20 protein-coding genes and 1 tRNA gene are annotated in these 20,848 nt (G+C 71.7%); 10 read left to right on the top strand and 11 right to left on the bottom strand.

Annotation, left to right across the window (positions count from 1 at the left end; genetic code table 11):
- Positions 1-21: 21 nt before the first annotated feature.
- Together IEZ24_RS20945 and IEZ24_RS20940 are read right to left on the bottom strand one after the other, a co-directional pair.
- Positions 22-402, bottom strand: a complete 381-nt coding sequence (locus tag IEZ24_RS20945; RefSeq protein ID WP_165356216.1) for a DUF5130 family protein — start codon at positions 400-402, stop codon at positions 22-24.
- Entirely contained in the window at positions 389-790 is a 402-nt protein-coding gene (locus IEZ24_RS20940; protein WP_165356217.1) for a hypothetical protein, read from the bottom strand. Before IEZ24_RS20940 ends, IEZ24_RS20945 begins: the two co-directional genes overlap by 14 nt.
- A 30-nt stretch (positions 791-820) precedes the next feature.
- On the opposite strand from IEZ24_RS20940, the gene IEZ24_RS20935 reads away from it, so the two are divergent.
- Both IEZ24_RS20935 and IEZ24_RS20930 read left to right on the top strand, forming a co-directional pair.
- Positions 821-1,957 (top strand): mechanosensitive ion channel family protein, encoded by a 1,137-nt coding sequence (locus IEZ24_RS20935; RefSeq protein WP_224745658.1) that lies wholly within the window; start codon positions 821-823, stop codon positions 1,955-1,957.
- Between the two features lie 32 nt (positions 1,958-1,989).
- A complete protein-coding gene (locus IEZ24_RS20930; protein WP_129457035.1) occupies positions 1,990-2,367 on the top strand; it encodes a globin in 378 nt (125 codons plus the stop codon).
- Here IEZ24_RS20930 and IEZ24_RS20925 read toward each other — a convergent pair.
- Positions 2,351-3,211 (bottom strand): acyl-CoA thioesterase, encoded by an 861-nt coding sequence (locus tag IEZ24_RS20925; protein WP_129457036.1) that lies wholly within the window; start codon positions 3,209-3,211, stop codon positions 2,351-2,353. The two genes, IEZ24_RS20930 and IEZ24_RS20925, sit on opposite strands and share 17 nt — an antisense overlap.
- Positions 3,212-3,246: 35 nt before the next feature.
- The gene (locus tag IEZ24_RS20920; RefSeq protein ID WP_129457037.1) at positions 3,247-3,429 is read right to left on the bottom strand and encodes a hypothetical protein; all 183 of its coding nucleotides are present in this window, start codon (positions 3,427-3,429) and stop codon (positions 3,247-3,249) included.
- Between the two features lie 117 nt (positions 3,430-3,546).
- Here IEZ24_RS20920 and IEZ24_RS20915 point away from each other — a divergent pair, with 117 nt between their 5' ends.
- From IEZ24_RS20915 to IEZ24_RS20905, 3 genes are read left to right on the top strand one after another with little or no spacing between them, the layout of a single operon-like run.
- The gene (locus tag IEZ24_RS20915) at positions 3,547-4,140 is read left to right on the top strand and encodes a TetR/AcrR family transcriptional regulator (protein WP_207206947.1); all 594 of its coding nucleotides are present in this window, start codon (positions 3,547-3,549) and stop codon (positions 4,138-4,140) included.
- 59 nt (positions 4,141-4,199) lie between these two features.
- Positions 4,200-5,414 carry an acetyl-CoA C-acetyltransferase gene (locus IEZ24_RS20910; protein WP_129457038.1) on the top strand — a complete coding sequence of 405 codons (1,215 nt, stop codon included), beginning with the start codon at positions 4,200-4,202 and terminating at the stop codon, positions 5,412-5,414.
- A 41-nt stretch (positions 5,415-5,455) separates the two neighbouring features.
- Positions 5,456-5,944: a MarR family winged helix-turn-helix transcriptional regulator gene (locus tag IEZ24_RS20905; RefSeq protein WP_191192894.1), complete on the top strand. Its 489-nt coding sequence runs from the start codon at positions 5,456-5,458 to the stop codon at positions 5,942-5,944.
- 108 nt (positions 5,945-6,052) lie between these two features.
- Here IEZ24_RS20905 and ettA read toward each other — a convergent pair whose 3' ends face one another.
- From ettA to IEZ24_RS20880, 5 genes are all read right to left on the bottom strand, one after another.
- Positions 6,053-7,735 (bottom strand): energy-dependent translational throttle protein EttA, encoded by a 1,683-nt coding sequence (gene ettA, locus IEZ24_RS20900; protein ID WP_129457039.1) that lies wholly within the window; start codon positions 7,733-7,735, stop codon positions 6,053-6,055.
- A gap of 50 nt (positions 7,736-7,785) precedes the next feature.
- Entirely contained in the window at positions 7,786-8,226 is a 441-nt protein-coding gene (locus IEZ24_RS20895) for a single-stranded DNA-binding protein (RefSeq protein ID WP_129457040.1), read from the bottom strand.
- 158 nt (positions 8,227-8,384) lie between these two features.
- On the bottom strand, positions 8,385-10,040 hold the full coding sequence (locus tag IEZ24_RS20890; RefSeq protein ID WP_129457041.1) for a YfjP family GTPase: 1,656 nt from the start codon (positions 10,038-10,040) through the stop codon (positions 8,385-8,387).
- 40 nt (positions 10,041-10,080) lie between these two features.
- A complete protein-coding gene (locus IEZ24_RS20885; protein WP_224745657.1) occupies positions 10,081-11,823 on the bottom strand; it encodes a dynamin family protein in 1,743 nt (580 codons plus the stop codon).
- Positions 11,820-12,938 carry a PrsW family intramembrane metalloprotease gene (locus IEZ24_RS20880; RefSeq protein ID WP_129457042.1) on the bottom strand — a complete coding sequence of 373 codons (1,119 nt, stop codon included), beginning with the start codon at positions 12,936-12,938 and terminating at the stop codon, positions 11,820-11,822. The genes IEZ24_RS20885 and IEZ24_RS20880 overlap by 4 nt, the downstream gene beginning before the upstream one ends.
- Before the next feature lie 117 nt (positions 12,939-13,055).
- Between IEZ24_RS20880 and IEZ24_RS20875 the strand changes: the two genes are divergently transcribed.
- On the top strand, positions 13,056-14,435 hold the full coding sequence (locus IEZ24_RS20875; protein WP_242498624.1) for an aminopeptidase P family protein: 1,380 nt from the start codon (positions 13,056-13,058) through the stop codon (positions 14,433-14,435).
- Positions 14,436-14,464: 29 nt separating this feature from the next.
- A complete protein-coding gene (rlmC, locus tag IEZ24_RS20870; protein WP_129457043.1) occupies positions 14,465-15,580 on the top strand; it encodes a 23S rRNA (uracil(747)-C(5))-methyltransferase RlmC in 1,116 nt (371 codons plus the stop codon).
- A 3-nt stretch (positions 15,581-15,583) separates the two neighbouring features.
- Here the strand turns inward: rlmC and IEZ24_RS20865 are convergent, their stop codons facing one another.
- Both IEZ24_RS20865 and IEZ24_RS20860 read right to left on the bottom strand, forming a co-directional pair.
- Entirely contained in the window at positions 15,584-16,189 is a 606-nt protein-coding gene (locus tag IEZ24_RS20865; RefSeq protein ID WP_129457044.1) for a hypothetical protein, read from the bottom strand.
- A gap of 34 nt (positions 16,190-16,223) precedes the next feature.
- Positions 16,224-16,889, bottom strand: coding sequence for a hypothetical protein (locus tag IEZ24_RS20860; protein ID WP_129457045.1), 666 nt, complete (start codon positions 16,887-16,889; stop codon positions 16,224-16,226).
- 258 nt (positions 16,890-17,147) lie between these two features.
- Between IEZ24_RS20860 and IEZ24_RS20855 the strand changes: the two genes are divergently transcribed.
- The 3 genes from IEZ24_RS20855 (at position 17,148) to IEZ24_RS20845 (ending at position 20,683) form a co-directional block, all read left to right on the top strand.
- The gene (locus IEZ24_RS20855; RefSeq protein WP_129457046.1) at positions 17,148-18,539 is read left to right on the top strand and encodes a dicarboxylate/amino acid:cation symporter; all 1,392 of its coding nucleotides are present in this window, start codon (positions 17,148-17,150) and stop codon (positions 18,537-18,539) included.
- Between the two features lie 318 nt (positions 18,540-18,857).
- Positions 18,858-20,552, top strand: a complete 1,695-nt coding sequence (locus IEZ24_RS20850) for an MSCRAMM family protein (RefSeq protein ID WP_129457047.1) — start codon at positions 18,858-18,860, stop codon at positions 20,550-20,552.
- A gap of 58 nt (positions 20,553-20,610) precedes the next feature.
- Positions 20,611-20,683, top strand: a tRNA-Arg gene (locus IEZ24_RS20845).
- Positions 20,684-20,848 lie beyond the last annotated feature (165 nt).

The raw sequence follows: 20,848 nt of genomic DNA, 5'->3' as shown, positions 1-20,848 counted from the left end.
TCCGTCAGGCCCCGCTCGCCGTCAGGCGTGGAGCGTGTTCTGCGGGCGGGCGTGCTCGGCCAGCATCGCGATGCCGCGCTGGAGGCCCGCGGCGAGGTTGCCGGCGGCGAACTCCGAGGACATCGTCAGCACGGCCAGCTCGACCTCGGCGTCGGTCAGGTGCCGGCGCACGTCACCGCCGGTCACGACCTCGACGACGCGTCGGCGCGGGTCGACGAGCACGAGCACGCTGCGTGCGGGGGCGACGAGACGGTTGTGCAGCCGGGTCGCCCAGGCGCGCGTGTCGTCACCCTCGGCCGGCCCGACATAGACCGAGAACTCGAAGCGGCACGTCTGCTCGGCGAGACGGATGGCCTTGTCGAGGGACAGCCGGTCGGTCTCGCTCAGCTCACCAGCTGCCACTGGCGCCACCCGCCCGGGAGTCCGCGCCGTCGGGCGCGGGCAGCTCGGCGACACCCTGACGGGGGCCGCCGATCCACTGGGCCTCGCCGGCGGAGTGGTCGGGCAGCAGCTTCTCGCCACGGATCATGGCGGGCAGGTAGACCGCGACCGCGATGATCACGAACAGCAGCAGCGGCGCCCCGAGGAAGATGCCGAGGCTGTGCAGGGCGTCGAGGCCCTGGTGCTCGGTCTGGTCGCCCCAGCCAGCAGGCACGTCGGCGTGGGCCGGCGCGGAGAGCAGGGCCAGGGCGGGGGCCGCGGCCACGACGGCTGCGCGCCCGGCCCAGCGGGCGTACGCGCTGCGGGGCGAGCGGGAGGGGCTGACGTGCAGGCTGACGTGCGTGGTCACGGCTACAAGGCTATCGCCATACTGGCGGGCATGCCTCACCCCCTCACCACCCCGATCATCAACGTGACCGAGGTCTCCGGGAGCGAGACCGAAACCCTGAACCTGATGTCCACCTGCGGACCCGACGAGAACATCTGCGGCTGGGTCTTCGACCAGACCGGGAACCAGCAGCTGGCCAACGTCGCGGACTGGGTCGTCGGCAAGCCGTCGGCCCTGGTGGGACTGATCCTCATCGGACTCACGGTCCGGTGGCTGCTCCACCGGCTGATCGACCGCGTCGTGCTGAAGGCCGAGCACGGGATGCTGCCCAACCGGGTCAGCCGCGCCATCGCCGGCGGTCGGATGGGAGCCGCGCTCAACCTGCGCGAGGACCCCGCCTACACCCGGCGCGTCCAGCGCGCCGCCACCATGGGCTCGCTGCTCAAGAGCATCGTCACCGGCGTCGTGATGGTCGTGATCGCGCTGATGTTCATCGCCGAGCTCGGCTACGACATCGCGCCGCTCATCGCCAGCGCCGGCATCATCGGCGTCGCGATCGGCTTCGGCTCGCAGGCGCTGGTCAAGGACTTCCTGTCCGGCATCTTCATGATCTTCGAGGACCAGTACGGCGTGGGCGACGAGGTGGACCTCGGTGAGGCCGTCGGCACCGTGGAGGCCGTCAGCCTGCGCGTCACGCGGCTGCGCGACGTCAACGGGACGGTCTGGTACGTCCGCAACGGCGAGATCCTGCGCGTGGGCAACATGAGCCAGAACTGGGCCCGCACCGTGCTCGACGTGAGCGTGGGGTACGGCGAGGACCTCGCCCGCGTGCGCAGCGTGCTGGCCGACGTCGCCCACGACCTCTGGGAGGACGAGGACTTCAAGGGCCGCATCATCGAGGAGCCCTCGGTGTGGGGCGTGCAGGACCTCGGGCCGGACGCCGTGGTCGTGCGCGTGGCGCTCAAGACGGCTCCCCTCGAGCAGTGGGCGGTCGCCCGCGAGATGCGCCAGCGCATCAAGTACCGCTTCGACCACGAGGGCATCGAGATCCCCTTCGCCCAGCGCGTGCTGTGGATGCGCGACGGCGACCCGCGGCAGCCCGACGGCGACGCCGCCGACTCGCCCGCCGAGCCCCCGGCCGGCACCCCGCCGGCACAGGGTCCCGCCCGCGCCGAGGGGCCCGCCTGAGCGCGCGAGCAGGCACCGGACACAATGGCCGGGTGACGACCACGTTCTACGACGAGATCGGCGGCGAGGCGACGATCCGCACGATCGTCCACCGCTTCTACGAGGGCGTGGCCGACGACGAGCTGCTGCGGCCGATGTACCCCGAGGAGGACCTCGGCCCGGCCGAGGAGCGCTTCACGTTGTTCCTCGTGCAGTACTGGGGCGGGCCGACGACGTACGGGGACACGCGCGGGCACCCGCGCCTGCGGATGCGTCACGCGCCGTTCCGGGTGACCCCCGAGGCCGCCCAGCGCTGGCTCGTGCACTTCCGGGCGGGCCTGGACGAGGCCGACCTCACCGAGGAGCAGGACGCACGCTTCTGGGACTACGTGACCCACGCGGCCCAGTTCATGGTCAACTCGATGGACTAGCGGCCGCGACGATCTCGCGGAAGGCGTCGGGGACGGGCGCCGGCCGCCCGCTGGCGCTGTCGATGCAGACCCCCACGACGCGCGCGCGGGCGAGGACCTCGTCGCCGTCGCGCACCACGGACTCGAAGACGACCGAGGTGCTGCCCAGGTGGGAGACCCACGTACGGCAGTCGTAGGGCTCGGCGCGGAACAGGATCGGGCGCCGGTAGTCGACGTCGGTCTGCGCGACAACGAGGTGGTAGCCCTCACCGAGCTCGCGGCCGCTGGCCACCATCAGCTGGATCCGCGCCTCCTGGAAGTACTCGAAGTACTTCACGTTGTTGACGTGGCCGTAGACGTCGACGTCGCTGAACCGCACGTGGACCGGGTAGTGCCCGCCCGGCACGTCGACCACCTCGGGCGCCGGGCGCGGCCGGACGGGCTCGTCCGGCTCGAGGAGCCGCGACAGCGACTCGTGCTCCTCCGCGTGCAGCCGCCGCGGGCGCTCGGTGGCGAAGACGTACGGGGTCAGCACCGTGCGCGCGCGGAGGAACACGGTGCGCCCACCCGACTCGTCCTCCTCGAAGACCTCGTAGGCCATGGTGAAGCTGGCCGCGCGGATCTCGGTCACCCAGCACTCGATCGCCACCGGCTCGAAGCCGAAGGTCAGCGAGGACACGTACGTCACCTCGTGCCGGACCACCACCACGCCCTCGGCCAGGTCCTCGGCCCGGCTGTCGGGGGCGTGGGTGCGGAACATGTCGACCCGCGCCTCCTGGAGGTAGTCGACGTAGGTGACGTTGTTGACGTGGCCCAGCAGGTCGAGGTCGGCCCACCTCAGCGGGCAGCGGTACAGATGGCGCACGACCCGATCGTCGCAGATGCGACCGGGGCCGGCGATCAGTGTGCGAAGTGCAGACGGCCGTAGTAGGTCGGGATCGACTCGTGACGGGCCCGGCGGTCGCGTCGGGCCTCGCGCACGGCGACGGGCGCGACGGCGAGCACGGTGACCAGGCCGACGAGGAGCACCACGCCCACGAAGGACAGGTAGGGAGCGAGGGCGGTGCTGGCGAGGAGCTGCATGGGGGCCTTCCTTCTACAGATGTAGGTTCTACGTATGTAGAAGACTACGCTGCCCTCGCCGAACCGCAAGCCGGACCACAGGTGTCCTGCATCACCGCGGTCGGGAGAGGAGACCCGGTGAGCCCCAGGAACGACGCCCTGTCGCCGCGCCGCCGCGAGATCCTCTCTGCGGCGACGACCGTGCTGGCGAGGAGCGGCAACCGCGGCCTCACCCACCGCGCGGTCGACCGCGCGGCCGGCCTCCCCGAGGGGAGCTCGTCGGCCTACTTCCGCACCCGCGACGCCCTCCTGGGCGCGCTCGGGAAGTTCGTCGCCGACCGGCTGGCGGCAGACGTCGCGGCGCTGGGCACGCGCCTGGCGTGCTGCCCGGGCGACCACGAGCGCGCCGTCGCGGAGGTGTCCACCCTGTTCTCCCAGTGGCTCGAGCAACCGGACCTGCTCGCGGCGAGGCTCGAGCTGACCGTCGCCGCGACCCGCGACGCCCGGCTCGCCGAACGGTTCACCCAGTGGCGCGAGGACCTCGTCGGCATGGTCCGCGACGTCCTGGCCGACGCGGGCAACGACCCGGGATCCGCGGAGGCACTCGTCGCCGCCCTCGACGGCGTGCTGCTCGCCTCGCTCCTGCTGCCCCCGGACCGCCGCGGCGCGTTCGTGGCGAGCAGCGTCGACCTCCTGCTCGCCGGGTTCGACCCGGGCCAGGGGCAGGGCTGACCGGCTGCGGCGCTAAGGTGCCGGGAGACCATGCAACCCACGAGTAACCGGAGTTCTCCATGCCCGAGGCAGTGATCGTTTCCGCAGCGCGCTCCCCCATCGGCCGGGCCAACAAGGGCTCGCTCAAGGACTTCCGCCCCGACGACCTCACCGCCCTCGTCGTCCAGGCCGCGCTCGACAAGATCCCCGACCTCGACCCTGCGGCCATCGAGGACCTCCTCCTCGGCTGCGGACTGCCCGGCGGCGAGTCGGGCAACAACATGGCGCGCGTCGTGACGACGCTGCTCGGGCTCGAGGTCCCGGGCGCCACCGTCACCCGCTACTGCTCCTCGTCGGTGCAGACCACCCGCATGGCGTTCCACGCGATCAAGGCCGGCGAGGGCGACATCTTCGTCTCCGCCGGCGTCGAGACCGTGTCCCGCTTCGCCAAGGGCACCTCCGACCACCTCCCCGGCACCCGCAACCCGCTCTTCGACGAGGCCGGCGCGCGCACCGAGGAGTACGCCAAGGGCGGCCAGGACTGGCACGACCCCCGCGAGGACGGCCTGCTCCCCGACATCTACATCGCGATGGGCCAGACGGCGGAGAACGTCGCCCGGCTGCGCGGGCTGGACCGCAAGGAGCTCGACGAGTTCGCCGTACGCTCGCAGAACCTCGCCGAGAAGGCGATCGCCGACGGCTTCTGGGAGCGCGAGATCACGCCGGTCACCACTCCGGACGGCACGGTGGTGACCAAGGACGACGGCCCGCGCGCAGGCGTGACGTACGACGCCATCGCCGGCCTCGACCCGGTCTTCCGCCCCGACGGCGTCGTCACCGCGGGCAACTGCTGCGCGCTCAACGACGGCGCGGCCGCGGTCGTCATCATGTCGGACACCAAGGCGGCCGAGCTCGGCCTCACCCCGCTGGCCCGCATCGTGTCGACCGGCGTGTCCGGCCTGTCCCCCGAGATCATGGGCCTCGGCCCCGTCGAGGCGACGCGGAACGCCCTGAGGTACGCCGGCATGACCATCGACGACATCGACCTCGTCGAGATCAACGAGGCGTTCGCCGCCCAGGTCGTGCCGTCCTACCAGGACCTCGGCATCGACCTCGACCGCCTCAACGTCAACGGCGGCGCGATCGCGGTCGGCCACCCGTTCGGCATGACCGGGGCCCGGCTGCAGAACACGATGCTCAACAGCCTCGACTGGCACGACAAGTCCACCGGGCTCATCACCATGTGCGTCGGCGGCGGCCAGGGCATGGCGATGATCCTCGAGCGGGTCTCCTGAGCCTGAGCCGAACGGGCGCTCGTCGGCACTAGGCTGCCGTCATGACCGTGACGGGGGAACCGCGCTGGCTCGACGACGACGAGCAGCACTCCTGGCGTGCCCTGATGATGGGCATGACCCTGCTGCTCGAACGGCTCGACGACGACCTGCGGCGCGAGTTCGGCATGTCCCTGACCGAGTACGAGGTACTGGTGCGCCTCTCCGAGCGACCCGGCCGCGCGATGCGGATGGCCCAGCTCGCCGACGCCATGGCGTACTCGCGCAGCCGGGTGACGCACACGGTCGCCCGGATGGAGGCGGCCGGCTACGTGACCCGCGGCACGACGCCAGAGGACGGGCGCGGCGTGGTGGCCACCATGACCGAGGCGGGCCACGACCTGCTCGTCAAGGCCGCGCCGTGCCACGTCGAGAGCGTGCGACGCAACGTGGTCGACCTCGTGCCGGCCGAGGACTTCGCCGCCGTGGGCCGCGTGTTCGACCGGATCTCCGACCACCTGGTGACCCGGCACCCGGAGTCGGAGATCAGGTAACCGGGTCTCGATACAGCCGTTGCGCGACCTCGTCCCTCGGTCGCGGGCCACTCGACCTGGCCGGGCCCACGCCGGCCGCTCGTTCCTCGCGGCCGGCTGCCCGGCTCATCAGTCGCGCGTCAGGCGGCGGTGCGTGACCCGGTGCGGTCGCGCGGCCTCGATGCCGAGGCGCTCGACCTTGTTCTCCTCGTAGGACGCGAAGTTGCCCTCGAACCAGAACCACTTGGCCGGGTCCTGGTCGTCGCCCTCCCACGCGAGGATGTGGGTCGCCACGCGGTCGAGGAACCACCGGTCGTGGGAGGTGACCACGGCGCAGCCGGGGAAGTCGAGCAGCGCGTCCTCGAGCGAGGACAGGGTCTCCACGTCCAGGTCGTTGGTGGGCTCGTCGAGGAGCAGCATGTTGCCGCCCATCTTGAGGGTGAGCGCGAGGTTGAGGCGGTTGCGCTCACCACCGGAGAGCACGCCGGCCTTCTTCTGCTGGTCGGGGCCCTTGAAGCCGAACGACGCGACGTAGGCGCGGCTGTTCATCTCGAAGTTGGCGACCTTGATGAAGTCGAGCCCGTCGGAGACGACCTCCCAGACGTTCTTGTTGGGGTCGATGCCGCCACGGCTCTGGTCGACGTAGGAGATCTTCACGGTCTGGCCGACCTTGAGCTCACCGGCGTCGGGCTCCTCCTGGCCGGTGATCATCCGGAAGAGCGTGGTCTTGCCGACGCCGTTGGGGCCGATCACGCCGACGATGCCGGCACGCGGGAGCTTGAAGGAGACGTCGTGCATGAGGGTGCGACCCTCGAAGCCCTTCGCGAGGTTGTCGGCCTCGAGCACGATGTCACCGAGGCGTGGCCCGGCCGGGATGTTGATCTCGGAGGTGTCGATCTTGCGCATCCGGTCGGCCTCGGCCGCCATCTCCTCGTAGCGCGCGAGTCGCGACCTGCTCTTCGTCTGGCGGGCCTTGGCGTTGGAGCGGACCCACTCCAGCTCCTTCTCGAGCATCTTGGCACGCTTGGCGTCCTTCTGACCCTCGACCTTGAGCCGGTCGCGCTTGGTCTCGAGGTAGGTCGAGTAGTTGCCCTCGTAGCCGTGGATCTGGCCGCGGTCGACCTCCGCGATCCACTCGGCGACGTTGTCGAGGAAGTAGCGGTCGTGGGTGATGGCCATGACGGCGCCGGGGTAGGACTTGAGGTGGCCCTCGAGCCACTGGACCGACTCGGCGTCGAGGTGGTTGGTGGGCTCGTCGAGGAGCAGCAGGTCCGGCTGCTCGAGGAGCAGCTTGCACAGGGCGACGCGGCGACGCTCACCGCCGGACAGGTTGTCGACCAGCACGTCCGGCGGCGGGCAGCGCAGGGCGTCCATGGCCTGGTCGAGCCGGCTGTCGAGGTCCCACGCGTTGGCGTTGTCGAGCTCGGTCTGGAGGTCCCCGGTCTCCTGCATGAGAGCGTCCTGGTCGGCGTCGGGCTCGCCCATCTCCATGTAGGCCTCCTCGAGGCGCTTCATCTTGCCCTTGAGCTCGGCGACAGCCTCCTCGACGTTCTCCAGGACGGTCTTGCCCTCGCTCAGCGGCGGCTCCTGCTGGAGCATGCCGACCGTGGCCTCGGGGTCCTTGATCGCGTCGCCGTTGTTGGCGTGCTCGAGCCCCGCCATGATCTTGAACAGCGTGGACTTGCCCGCGCCGTTGGGTCCGACGACGCCGATCTTGGCGCCGTGGAGGAACGAGAGGGTGACGTTGTCGAGGACGACCTTGTCACCATGGGCCTTGCGCACGTTGCGCAGCGTGAAGACGTACTCAGCCATGCGGGCGAGCCTACGGGGAAGCGCGCCCCCGCCGACAATCGCGCCCCGGCTCACGCCGCCTGCGGCGCGGACCCGAGCGCGGGCTCGGGTGCGGGCTCGGGTGCAGGCTCGGCGGCGGGCTCCACGGCCGCCTCGGCAGCCGCCGCCCGGGTGAACCTCGCGGTGCCGTGGGTCAGGTCGTGCCCCACCGAGGTCGCGACGACCTCGAACGAGGTCTGCGGCTTGCCGTCGCGCTCCCACACGTCGGCCACCAGCCGGCCGTGCACCACCACCGGGTCGCCGTTGCCGAGCGAGGCGGCGACGTGGCGCGCCAGCCGGTTCCACACCTTGACGGTGTGCCACGACGTGGTGCCCTTGACCCACTCGCCGTCGCGGTAGCGGGTGGGGGTGCAGGCGAGGCGGAACGAGGCGACCGCGCGGCCGCCGGCGACCTCACGGAGGGCGACGTCCCCGCCGATCCAGCCGGTCAGGGTGATGTGGGTGTCGTTCATGTGATGACTCCTCGGGTCGGGCGACGGTGGTCCGCCGCGATGACCCAAGGCTCCGCAGTCCGACCGACAGCACGGGCCGACCACAGGCGTGCCCTGTGGAGGAACGGCCCGAGGAGCCGCCTGTGGACGCCTGCCGGCCCGGAACCGGGCCCGCCGCTTCAGCGCAGGGCCGCCGTGAGCCCCTCGCGCACCGCGGCGTACGACGCCAGCTCGGCCTCGATCGGGGCGACCACCAGCTCGCTGGAGACCTCGGAGATCGCGTCGCGCAGCCGCTTGTCGGCGGTGCGCGCCCGCTTGCGCGCGGTGGCGGCGACCAGCCACCGGCTCACCAGGGCGAGAAGCAGGCCCAGGCCGATCCCGCCGAGCAGCAGCAGCGTCGGGAGCGGGAACGCGCCGATCTCCGGGGTCGGCGGCTCGGGGAGCCGGGCGTACGAACCCAGGGCGAGCAGGGCGAGCCAGCCCGCGCCGACGAGGGCGGAGATGATCAGGACGTACTGGAGGACCCGCACCAGGCCGGCCCACGCCGGGATCCGCGCGGCGCCGAGGTCGGTGGCGGCGACGGCCCTGTCGAGGCGCTCGTTGATGTCGGGCAGCCGCGAGACCGAGGCCGCCCGCACGGATGCGGCCCACGAGGGAGCCATCCCCTCGCCGACCTGGTCGGCGAGCGCGCGGACCTCGGTGTCGACCCGGGCGCGCTGCACCCCGGTCGCCTTCGGCACGGACGTCCGGGCGGTGCCGGTGAGCTCCTTGCCCGCCGCGCCGAGGTCGAGGTGGAGCCGCTTGAGGGGGTCGGGTTTCAGCCGGGAGAACCATGCCGTGACGGGCCAGCCGGTGGCGCGGTTGGCACGCAGGCGCGTCGAGTCGGCGACGGCCTTGACGACGGTGGGGACACCGGCGGCGTCGGCGAACGCGTCGTCGAGGGCGGCCACGCGCTCCTTAGACAGGGTCGGGGGCTTCCCGGTGCCGACGGCCTGCTCGAGCCGCTCCGCAGCGGACCGCACGTCGGCCTCCAGCCGCGAGCGGGTGACCTTCTTCTCCGCGACGCGCTTGGCGACCATGCCGCGGAGCTCGTCGATGCCCCAGCCGTGGCGGGCGCTGACCGGCACCACCGGCACCCCGGCCAGGCCGTCGGCCTCGAGGAGGCGGCGTACGTCGTCGAGCATGCCCGCGCGGCGGTCCTCGGGCACGGTGTCGATGTGGTTGAGCACCACGAGCATCACGTCGCGGTGACCGGCGAGCGGCTTGAGGAAGCGGTCGTGGATGGCGGCGTCGGCGTACTTCTGCGGGTCGAGGACCCACACCAGCATGTCGGCGAGCTGCACGAGGCGCTCGACCTCGAGGTGGTGCGAGACCTCGGTCGAGTCGTGGTCGGGCAGGTCGAGCAGCACCACTCCACGCATCTCGGCGTCCTCGTCGGCCTTCGACAGCATCGAGTCGCGGGTGACCTGGTGGCGGGCGGGGATGCCGAGCCACTCGAGGAGCTCCTCCGCGCCCTGCTTGCCCCACACGACGGCGGTGGCCCACGACGTGGTGGGCCGGCGTACGCCGACCGCGGCGAGCTCGAGCCCGCTCAGCGCGTTGAAGGTAGAGGACTTGCCGGAGCCGGTCGCCCCGGCGAGCGCGACCACCGTGTGGTCGGCGGACAGCCTGAGGCGGCCCGCGGCGCGCGCGGCGACCTTCGCGGCCTCGTCGACGACGGCGTCGTCGACCCGACCCCGGGCTGCCTCGGCGGCGCGCTCGAGCCCGTCGACGCGAGCGCCGATGTCAGAGCTCCTGGTGACCAGGTTCTTGGCACCTTCGAGCAACGACGTCATGACTCCCTCACGGCTTGGGCGGACTGCTTGTCCCCCAACCCTAGGGCGCGCCCTCGCTGCTGTCCGAACCCATAGGGGTGTGCGCTGCGGCATATCGCAGGTCGTCGACCTTGCGAGCCGCTGCGCGCATCCGGTCCGGCGTCTCCGGCGCGATCTGGAGGCTGTCGAGGAGGTCGGTGTAGCGGCGCCGCTCCGCGTCGAGCAGCTCGTGCATCGTGGCCTCCAGCTGCAGGCGCGCGCGCTCGGCGAGCGAGCGGACGGCCTGGTCGCCGAAGACGGCCTCGAGGAGCTTCTGGCCGAGCACCGCGGAGCCACCGGCGATGCCCGCCTCCGCGCCCGTGACGCCCGCGGTGTGGGCGAAGACGACGACCATCAGGGCGACGGACAGGCCGTTGACGCCGAAGGCGAGGAAGCGCGCGGTGGACCGCTTGTCGGCCCCCTCCGTACGGACCATCTCCAGCACGTCGGACTGCCAGTCGCGCACGGCGCGCTCGGCGCGGCGGCGGAAGTCGCGAGAGGCGCGGCCGAGGTCCTCGCCGGCGTCACGCAGCAGGACCTGACCGGCGGCGGTGCCGCGCCACGACGCCTCGGCGCGCTCGGCCGCGGCCTCGGCGTGCTCGAGGATGAGCGTCTCGAGGCCTGACTCGACAGCGACGCTGACCCGCTCGGCCTGCTGGGGCTTGCCCTTGACCGCGTTGACGACGCGGTCGCGCAACCAGCCAACGCGGGTCTCCAGGCTGCGGAGCAGCTCGCCGGTGCCGACGAACTCCTGCCACCGGGCGAGCACCTCCCCGCGCAGCAGCGAGCCGTCGGCCGAGGCCTCGCCGACGGCGGTGACGGCGCGGTCGTAGGCCTCGTTGGCGTCCTCCCGGAGCCGGCGCACCGCGTCGACCTGCTCGGTGGCGGCGTCGGCGACGGTGTGCGTACGCCGGCCGAGGGTGCGGATGGCGCCGTCGAGGGTCTGCTGGACGACGGAGGCGCGCGCCTCCTGGTCGTCGGCGAGCGCCCGGAGCCACTGCCGGATCTCCAGGATGTCCGCCGCCGGCAGCAGCCCCAGCTCGGAGACCTCGCCCTCCTCGACGACGAAGAGCGGCGAGTCCTTGAGGCCCCTGCTGGCCAGCATCCGCGCGAGGTGGGTGGAGATGGTGTCCACCGCGTCCGGGGCCGTGCGGTCGAGGACGATGGCGACCGCGGCGGACCGCTCCGCGGCCTTGCGCAGGAACTCCCACGGCACCTGGTCGGCGTAGCGGGCCGCGGACGTGACGAACAGCCACAGGTCGGCGGCGGCGAGGAGCTGGGCGGCGAGGACGCGGTTCTGCTCCTCGACGGAGTCGATGTCCGGCGCGTCGAGGATCGCGAGGCCGGGCGCCATCGCCGGCGACGGCACCAGCTGGAGCGCTCCGGGGTCGTTGGTCTGCCGGTCGACGCGCTCGAGCTCGGGGAGCAGCCGGTCCTGACCGAACCACCTGGCGTCGTCGGGGTGGTGCACGAGGACCGGCGAGCGGGTGGTCGGCCGCAGCACGCCGGGGGCGGTCACGCGGGTGCCGACGAGGGAGTTGACCAGCGTGGACTTGCCGGCGCCGGTGGACCCGCCGACGACGGCGAGCAGCGGTGCGTCGAGGGTCATCAGCCGCGGGATCACGTAGTCCTCGAGCTGGTCGACCATCTCCGCCCGGGCCGCGCGCTGCTCGGCGGCACCGGGGAGCTCGAGGGGCAGGCGCGCCTCCTGGAGGGCGCCACGCAGCCGCACGAGGGCCGTCACCATCGCCGTGGTGTCGCTCATCGGGTGGGTACCACCTGTCCGGGGAAGGAGATGTAGGGGCGGATCCGGCGCAGCTCCTCGACGTGCTCCTGACCGCGCACGGAGAAGTCGGCCGGTGCGGTCCCGCGCAGGTAGCGGTGGTGGAGGTAGCCGAGCTCGATCGCGACGGCCTGGTACTCGCGCATGCCGCGCTCGGCCTGCTGGCCGCCGTGGTGGCGTGCCCAGCGACGGGCGTGCCGTCGTGCGGGCAGGTCGACGAGCCACGGGATGTCGGTGGCGGGGAGCAGCCCGCGGTCCGCGGCGTCCTGCAGGGCCTCGGTGAGGAGCGGCCGTTCGGAGCGGCGTCGGTACACCGCGAAGGCGACGACCCCGACGAAGGCCGGGAACATCAACGTGCCGTAGACGACCAGGAAGCCACCGGTCCCCGACAGCGTGGAGGAGTTCCACACGCCGTGGAGGAAGGCGGCCAGGACGAAGCCCACCACCGGCGCGAGCACGCGTACGGACACCCGGCGCGACGCGATCGCGAGCCCGACGCCGATCCCGATGAACGCGGTGAAGAACGGGTGCGCGAACGGGCTGATGAGGCACCGCACGACGAAGGTGACGGTCAGGGCGGTGGTCCCACCGGGGCCGAGGCCGTCGGTGCCGTCGTAGGCGGCGGCGAGGTAGAGGATGTTCTCCGTGTAGGCGAACCCGACGCCGACCATGCCGGCGTAGACGATGCCGTCGAGCACCCCGTCGAGCTCGTGGCGGCGCCACCACAGCAGGAGCATGAGGAACGCACCCTTGGTGAGCTCCTCGGTGACGGGGGCGACGACGGCGAGGCTGTCGCGCTCGCTGGCACCGCCGACCAGCCCGAGGCCCTGGAAGACCAGCGCCGCGCCGGTCGCGGCGAACGCGCCCCAGAGCAGGCCGGCGACGAGGAGGTTGCGCGGCTCGGGCTCGTAGCGGTCGAGCCACATGAAGCAGCCGACCAGCGGACCGACGGGGACGGCGGCGACCAGCGCCGCGAGGGCGAGGGTGCCGGGCGCGCCGGAGAACGCGACGACGGCAGCCATCACGATGCCGCCGAGGAGGACCAGGGCCGCGACCACCACGGTGAAGGCGACACTGTCGCGGCGGCCTCTCTGCATGGGTCCGACCCTAACGGAGCAGGCCTCTCGCGCCCGCCTCGCCGCACCCCTTGGGGCGGCGGCCCCGGGGCGTCGCCTCGGGCACTTCACGCCCGCCGCCGGGCGTACAGTGACCGCGTGAGCGAGCAGACGACACCCGAGAGCACCGAGCCCAAGACCGAGTCGCACGACCCCGCCGTGCCGGCTGCCTACGCCGCGTTCATGCGCAAGGGCTGGGGCGACCGCGAGCTCGACGTGCCGCGCCACCCCGTCGCGGACCTGGCCGCTGCCCGCCGGGCGAAGCTCACCGAGGCCTTCCCCGACGACCGCCTGGTGCTGCCGGCCGGCACCTACAAGGTGCGCGCCAACGACACCGACTACCGCTTCCGGCCCGACACCGCCCACACCTACTTCACCGGCAACCAGACCTCCGACGCCGTGCTGGTGGTCGAGGACGGCGAGTCCGTGCTCTACGCCCGCCCGCGCTCCGACCGCGACACCGACGAGTTCTTCCGCGACCGCCAGTACGGCGAGCTGTGGGCCGGCCGCCGCCCGTCGGCGCAGGAGATCTCCGACTCCCTCGGCATCGAGGTGCGCCACGTCAAGGACCTGCCGTCCTTCGGCGACGACCGCAAGACGCGCGACCTGACCAAGGACGAGGACCTCGCCCGCGTCGCCGACGAGCTGCGGCTGGTCAAGGACGAGTGGGAGGTGGGCGAGCTGCAGGAGGCCTGCGACATCACCACGCTCGGCTTCGAGGACTCCGTGCGCGAGTGGGACCGCGTCCTCGAGTTCGGCGAGCGCTGGATCGAGGGCACCTTCTTCCGTCGCGCCCGCGCGATGGGCAACGACATCGGCTACGACTCGATCTGCGCCGGCGGCTCGCACGCCACGACGCTGCACTGGATCGACAACACCGGCTCCATCGAGCCCGGCAAGCTGGTCCTGCTCGACATGGGCGTGGAGGGCCACAACCTCTACACCGCCGACGTCACCCGCACGCTGCCGGTCGACGGCACGTTCACCCCGCTGCAGCGCGAGCTCTACGACCTCGTCCAGAAGGCGCAGCAGGCGGGCATCGACGCCGTACGCCCCGGCGTGCCGTTCCTGGCCGCGCACAACGCGGCGATGGAGGTGCTGGCGCACGGCCTGGCCGACATGCAGCTCCTGCCCGTCTCCGCGGAGGAGGCCCTCGACCCGGAGTCGAAGCTCTACGCGCGCTGGACCCTCCACGGCACCTCGCACATGCTCGGCATGGACGTGCACGACTGCGGCCGCTCGTCGGCCGACATCTACCCCAAGGGCGACCTCGCCGAGGGGATGGTGCTCACCGTCGAGCCCGGCCTCTACTTCCAGGAGGACGACCTGCTCGTGCCCGAGGAGCTGCGCGGCATCGGCATCCGCATCGAGGACGACATCCTCGTCACCGCCGACGGCCACCGGAACCTCTCGGCCGCGCTCCCCCGCACGTCGGCCGACGTCGAGGAGTGGATGGGCCGCCACAGGTCCGCTGGTTGAGGAGGTCGCGCAGCGACCGTCTCGAAACCATGGACTGCCACCACTACGACGCCTTCCGGTGCCGCTCCTGCACGCTGCTGGAGGTGCCACGCGCCCGGCAGCTCTCCGACAAGGAGCAGCACGCCCGGTCGCTGGTCGACGCACCGGCTTGGCTGCGGACCGTGGCCGGCCCGGAGGCCGGCTTCCGCAACAAGGCCAAGATGGCGGTCGGCGGCACGGTCGACGCACCGACCCTCGGGATCCTCGACCGCGACCTGGCCGGCGTCGACCTGCGTGACTGCGGCCTGCACTCCCCCGGCCTGACGACGGCCCTCGACCGGATCGCCGGCTGGATCAGGGACGCCGGCCTGGCGCCCTACGACGTCGCGTCTCGCACGGGTGAGCTCAAGCACGTGCTGCTGACCGAGTCGCCCGACGGCGAGATGCTGCTCCGGCTGGTGATGCGCTCCACGGCGCTGGAGGCCCGCGTACGGTCCCGGCTGCCTGCCCTGCTGGACGCGGTGCCGGGACTGCGGGTGGTGACGATCAACGTGCAGCCCGAGCACAAGGCGGTCCTCGAGGGTGAGCGCGAGATCGTGCTCACCGAGCACGCGGTCCTGCCGATGCGCCTCGCCACCGGCGTGACGCTGCGGCTGGGACCGCGGTCGTTCTTCCAGACCAACACGTTCGTCGCCGAGGCGTTGTACGAGCAGGCGCGCGCGTGGGTGGACGCGCTGCCGGACGTCCGCACCGTGTGGGACCTCTACTGCGGCGTCGGCGGCTTCGCGCTCCACCTCGCGGGCCCCGGGCGCGAGGTCCTCGGGGTGGAGGTCTCTGCCGACGCCGTCGCCGCGGCGACCGGCACGGCGGCCGAGCTAGGAGTGGGCGCGAGCTTCGTCGCGGCGGACGCCACGGCGTACGCCCTCGAGCAGGTCGACGTGCCCGACCTCGTCGTGGTCAACCCACCCCGGCGCGGGATCGGCCCCGACTTGGCCGGGTGGCTCGAGCAGTCGGGCGTGCGCCACGTCGTCTACTCGTCGTGCAACGCCGAGTCGCTCGCGCGCGACCTCGCCCTCATGCCGTCACTGCGGCCCGTCGAGGCGCGGGTGCTCGACATGTTCCCGCACACGACCCACTACGAGGTGATGGTGCTGCTCGCGCGGTGAGGGTCAGCCGCGGCGGATCCTCGGCCCCTTGCCGATGCTGTTCTCCCTGAGTCCGGGGCGGTGGCCGTCGTCGACGAGGAAGAAGACGGTGCCCGGGTTGTCCGCGAACGCCCTCGGGGTGGCGGTCGCCCTGACGCCGAGCCGCACCCACCGAGGAGCGCCGATGCACCGCGCCGGGACCGAGAGGACGACGGTGTCCGCTGCACCGTCGTACGCCCCGCTGAGCCCTCGACAGCGGAGGGTGTCGCCACCCTTCCTCGCGAGCGAGACGGTCGTCCGTCGCGACGAACGACGCTCGGCGGTGACGTCGAAGGCGCCACGGGGCGTCCACACCCGCACCAGCGTCCCGTGGCGCACCCGGGCCTCGAGGTCGCGGAAGTGCACGGCGACGCTCAGCCGACGCTGGCCGAACGCCGCGGCCGTGCGGATGACGTCGACCGACTCCTCGTCCGGTGCCGGGACGAACTGGAACTCCTGGTAGTCGGTCCACGCCCGGGCGTCGCCGGCCGGATCCTCGGTCACGACCGTCTCCGCGTGCGCGGCGGTGGGCAGCAGCAGGGCGAGAGGCGCGACGAGGGCAGCGAGGCGGGGAAGGAGGGGGCGAGACATGCGCGGTCCGTCCTGGTCGGGATCGGGGGCGGTGTCAGCCGCGGCGGACCTTGGGGCTGCGACCCATGCTCTTCTCGCTCAGGCTCGAGCGGAAGGCGTCGTCGGCCCAGCCGGCGAGGTTGACCGAGCCGTCGCCGATCGGGGTGACCTGGATCCGGCTGGCCACGGAGGTGACCTGGACCCAGCGGGGCTTGCCGATGCAGGCAGCAGGGAAGGACACCGTCACGGTCTCGGCGGCCACGTCGTAGCGCCCGCGCACCGAGCGGCACAGGCGCGGACGCACGTCACCGTCCTCGGTGAAGACCATGCGCGGCGCGAGCTGGGCGTACCCGGACCCGTCCGCGGACCGACCGACCGACAGGTCGAACCGTCCCCGGGGAACGAGCACGCGCATCTCGACGGAGTGCTCCGCGGTCTCGACCAGGTCGCGGAAGTGGGTCGTGATGGTGATCCGCCTGCCGTGCTGGATGGTCGTGCGGGTGATGTCGGTGGCCGCCTCGGCAGGTGCGTCGAGGAACAGCGGCTGCCCCTCGACCTCCGACCCGAAGAGGAAGCCGGCCAGCTCGGAGCCGAAGTTGATCGCCTTGGCGTCACCGGCGGCGTCGTCGACGGTGACCTGGTCGGCGTGGGCCGCGGTGGGCAGGAGAAGGGCGACAGGGGCGAGGAAGGCGGCCAGACGGGCGCCGTGGCGAGACAGCATGCGCGCACTGTAGTCAGGCGACTCCTGACGTGTGACTCGAACCACGGAATCAGTGGGGATGGCCACAGGTTGGACCCAGCGTGTGCACCAACCTGACAGTCGGAGACCTGCTGACGCAGCGTCGTGCCGTCGACCTGGCCCGCACCGAGAGCGCGCTCTGTCGCCATCGACGCACTGCCTGATCCCTCGACATCCCGACATCCGCTGCGTCTGCGTCCGGCTCCCGGCCGGGCGGTCCCGAAAGGTTGCCCCTCCAGCATGAGTACTCCTGTCATGGAGCCCGAGAAGCGGAACCGCTTCACGCTCCCATCCTTCGGCGTCCAGGTCCTGCTCGGCCTGGTGCTCGGCGTCGCGCTCGGCCTCGTCGCCCGCAGCATGGGCGCCGACAGCGTGGACACCTCGACCGGTGAGGTCGACCCCAACTGGCTCACCGAGACCCTCGCCACGGTCGGCGGCACGTTCGTCACGCTGCTGCGCGCAGTCGTGCCCCCGCTCGTGTTCCTCGCGATCGTCGCCTCGATCGCCAACCTGCGCGACGTCACCGGCGCGGCGCGCCTGGCGTGGCGCACCCTCGCCTGGTTCGCCATCACCGCGCTGATCGCCGTCGTCATCGGCATCGTCCTCGGCCTGGTCCTCCAGCCGGGCGACCACACGAGCGTCACCTCCGACGCGGCGTCCGCGCCCTCGACGACCGGCTCGTGGCTCGACTTCCTCACCGGCCTGGTGCCCGCCAACGTGCTCGGGCTCGAGGGCTCGGCGTCCGACGACGGCTCCGTGGGCCTGTCCTTCAACGTGCTGCAGATCCTCGTGGTCTCCATCGCAGTCGGCATCGCGACGCTGAAGGTCGGCGACGCCGCCGAGCCGTTCCTCGCGTTCGTGCGCTCCACGCTCGCCGTCGTGCAGAAGGTCCTGTGGTGGATCATCCTGCTCGCCCCGATCGCGACCGTCGGCCTGCTCGGCAACGCCGTCGCCAGCTATGGCTGGGACGCCCTCGGCTCGCTCGGCATGTTCACCGTCGCGATCTACGCCGGCCTGGCCCTGGTCATCGCCGGCGTCTACCCGGCGCTGCTCCGCCTCCACGGCCTCTCGGTGCGCCAGTTCTTCTCGGGCGCGTGGCCGGCCATCTCGCTGGCCTTCGTGTCGCGCTCGTCGGTGGGCACCATGCCACTGACGGAGTCGGTGACCGAGCGCAACCTCGGCGTCCCCCGCTCGTACGCCTCCTTCGCCGTGCCGCTCGGCGCCACCACCAAGATGGACGGCTGCGCCTCGATCTACCCCGCGATCTCGGCGATCTTCGTCGCGCAGTTCTTCGGCCTCGACCTGTCGGTCACCGACTACGTGCTGATCGCCTTCGTCTCGGTGATCGGCTCGGCCGCCACCGCGGGGGTCACCGGCGCGACGGTCATGCTGACGCTGACGCTCTCCACGCTCGGCCTGCCCCTCGAGGGCGTCGGCCTGCTGCTGGCGATCGACCCGATCCTCGACATGGGTCGCACCGCGGTGAACGTCACCGGCCAGGCGCTGGTGCCGACGATCGTCGCCAAGCGCGAGGGCATCCTCGACCAGGAGGCGTACGACGCCCCGCGCGGGCGCAGCGTCTGGCGCGAGGAGGCCGCGCGCACCGAGGACTCCGCGCGGGCGGCTGCCTGACGCAGTGCTCGTCCACCACCGGGCCGCCGACGGACACGTCCGTCGGCGGCCCGTCCGCGTCCGGACACCGGTCTGGACTGGTCTGGACCCGCGGCGAGTCTGTCGGCCCGCTTGACCGAACTGGCTGGACTTGCGAAGAAGCAGGACGAAATCGTGATCGTCGCGACGGCGCACGGCCCGGGGTGCCAGGGCCACGATCGAGGGTCGTACCCACATCCGCACGGCCGCAGCGCGCGCGCCGAGACCCGACTCCTCGGGCACCAGGCCCCGACCTCCACGTCGACCGCGACCGAGTCCTTCACGCAAGGAGACTCCGGCATGCATCCACACCTTCGCACGCACCGGACCAGGAGAGCCGCGGCCGTCGGCGGCGCCGCCCTCCTGGTGATCGCCATGGCCTCCACGGGGGCCTTCGCCAGCCACGCCGAGGCGTCGCTGGCCGGCAGCAACTTCGAGATAGACGTCGACGCCAACCTCAAGGTGGACGACGCCGCACCGCCCTCGCTCGACTGGGCGAACGTCACCGAGACCCGAGCCACCGACAAGGTCAACGGCACGGGCGACGACTCCTACGCCGGAGGCGTCAAGGAGGACACGTCGTGCCCCGGCGCGGTGACCGACTCGATCCCGCCCAACAAGAGCGACCTGCTCAGCTTCCACGTCTACCGCGAGGCCGGCACGGGTGGTCACCCGGGGTTCCTCAACCTCGCGTGGAGCCGCGTGTCGGAGCCGAGCGGCACGACGCTGATGGACTTCGAGTTCAACCAGTCGAGCCAGAACTGCGCCTCCGGGCCCAACAAGGTCCGCACCGCGGGTGACCTCCTGCTCGAGTACGCCATCGACCAAGGAGGCTCACGCGCCGACATCACCGCCCGGACGTGGAGCGGCACGGCCTGGGGAGACCCCGCGGACCTCGACATCCCGTCGGCAACCTGCGGCGGGAACCCCTGCGCCGCCGGCACGATCAACTCCTCCACGATCCCCTTCGCCGAGTCGGACGGACTCATCGACAGCGGCGCGAAGCAGGCTCGTACCTTCGGTGAGGCGCAGCTCGACCTGCGGCTGATCTTCCAGGCCAACAAGTGCTCGTCGTTCGGCAGCGCGATGCTGAAGAGCCGGTCCTCCGACTCGTTCACCTCACAGCTCAAGGACTTCGTCGCACCCGTCGGCATCAACCTCACCAACTGCGGCAAGGTCGTCATCCACAAGCAGACGATCCCGGAGGAGAACCCGAACACCACCGTGTTCGGCTACACCAAGACGTTCGGGACCGACCCGACCTCCGGCAACACCTTCACGCTGACCGACGACGGCGAGAAGGTCTTCAACGGCGTGCTCTTCGGCAGCGGCTACACCGTGACCGAGGACGTGATCCCGACCAACTGGGCCTTCGACAGCGTCGACTGCTCGGCGAGCGTGGGCGTGACACCGTCGTTGGACGGCCCCGAGGTGACCTTCGACATCGACGCCGACACCGACGTGCTCGAGTGCACCTACTACAACGAGCTCCAGCTCGGCGCCCTGAAGATCCTCAAGAACAGCACCAAGGGCGGAGCGGTCTCCACGGCCGGAGCGGTGTTCTCCTACACCGGAGGCAGCGTGACCGACAACGGGACGGGCGACTCGGACCCCGACATCGGCGAGGTGTGCGTCCCCGGGCTCGCAACCGGCAACTACACGGTCAACGAGACGACGCCGCCACCCGGGTACGGCGGCGCCACGCAGACCAACGTGGCGGTGACGGTCGTGACCGGCACGAACTGCTCCGACAACCAGCCGACCGGCACAGGAGTCGCGACCTTCGTCAACGCCCCGCTGGCCGATCTCCAGGTCAACTTCCGGGACGGCGGTTCGGGTGAGACCAGCCTCGTGGAGGCCATCTCCTGCACCAACACCGGCGTCACGGCCGACACCACGGCCGCGACGGGCTGGGACGACTCGGCGACCTACACCGGCATCAAGATCGATCCGTCACCGCGGACCATCACCTGCACCATCGTCATCGACCCGTGAGGGACGTCGGGGGGAGCAACGGACGGGCTGGGCGCTGCTGGGATACTGGCGGCGCCCAGCCCCCGTGGCGCAATGGATAGCGCAACGGCCTTCTAATCCGTGGGTTGCAGGTTCGAGTCCTGCCGGGGGCGCTGTGTCTCGTGTATTGCTTCGCCTGATGGGTGACGTCCGGCCTTCGGTTGATGCGTCACACATCTTCGGGTGATGGGTGACAGCTACTCCGGTTGATTGGTGACACTCCCCAGATGAGGGAGTTGAGCGTGACCGAGCAGCGGTATCGGGCCGTGCTGGCTGTG

Source organism: Nocardioides ganghwensis (assembly GCF_014779655.1).
GTDB classification, from domain to species: Bacteria; Actinomycetota; Actinomycetes; order Propionibacteriales; family Nocardioidaceae; genus Nocardioides; species Nocardioides ganghwensis.
This window is presented reverse-complemented; position numbering and strand designations above follow the sequence as displayed.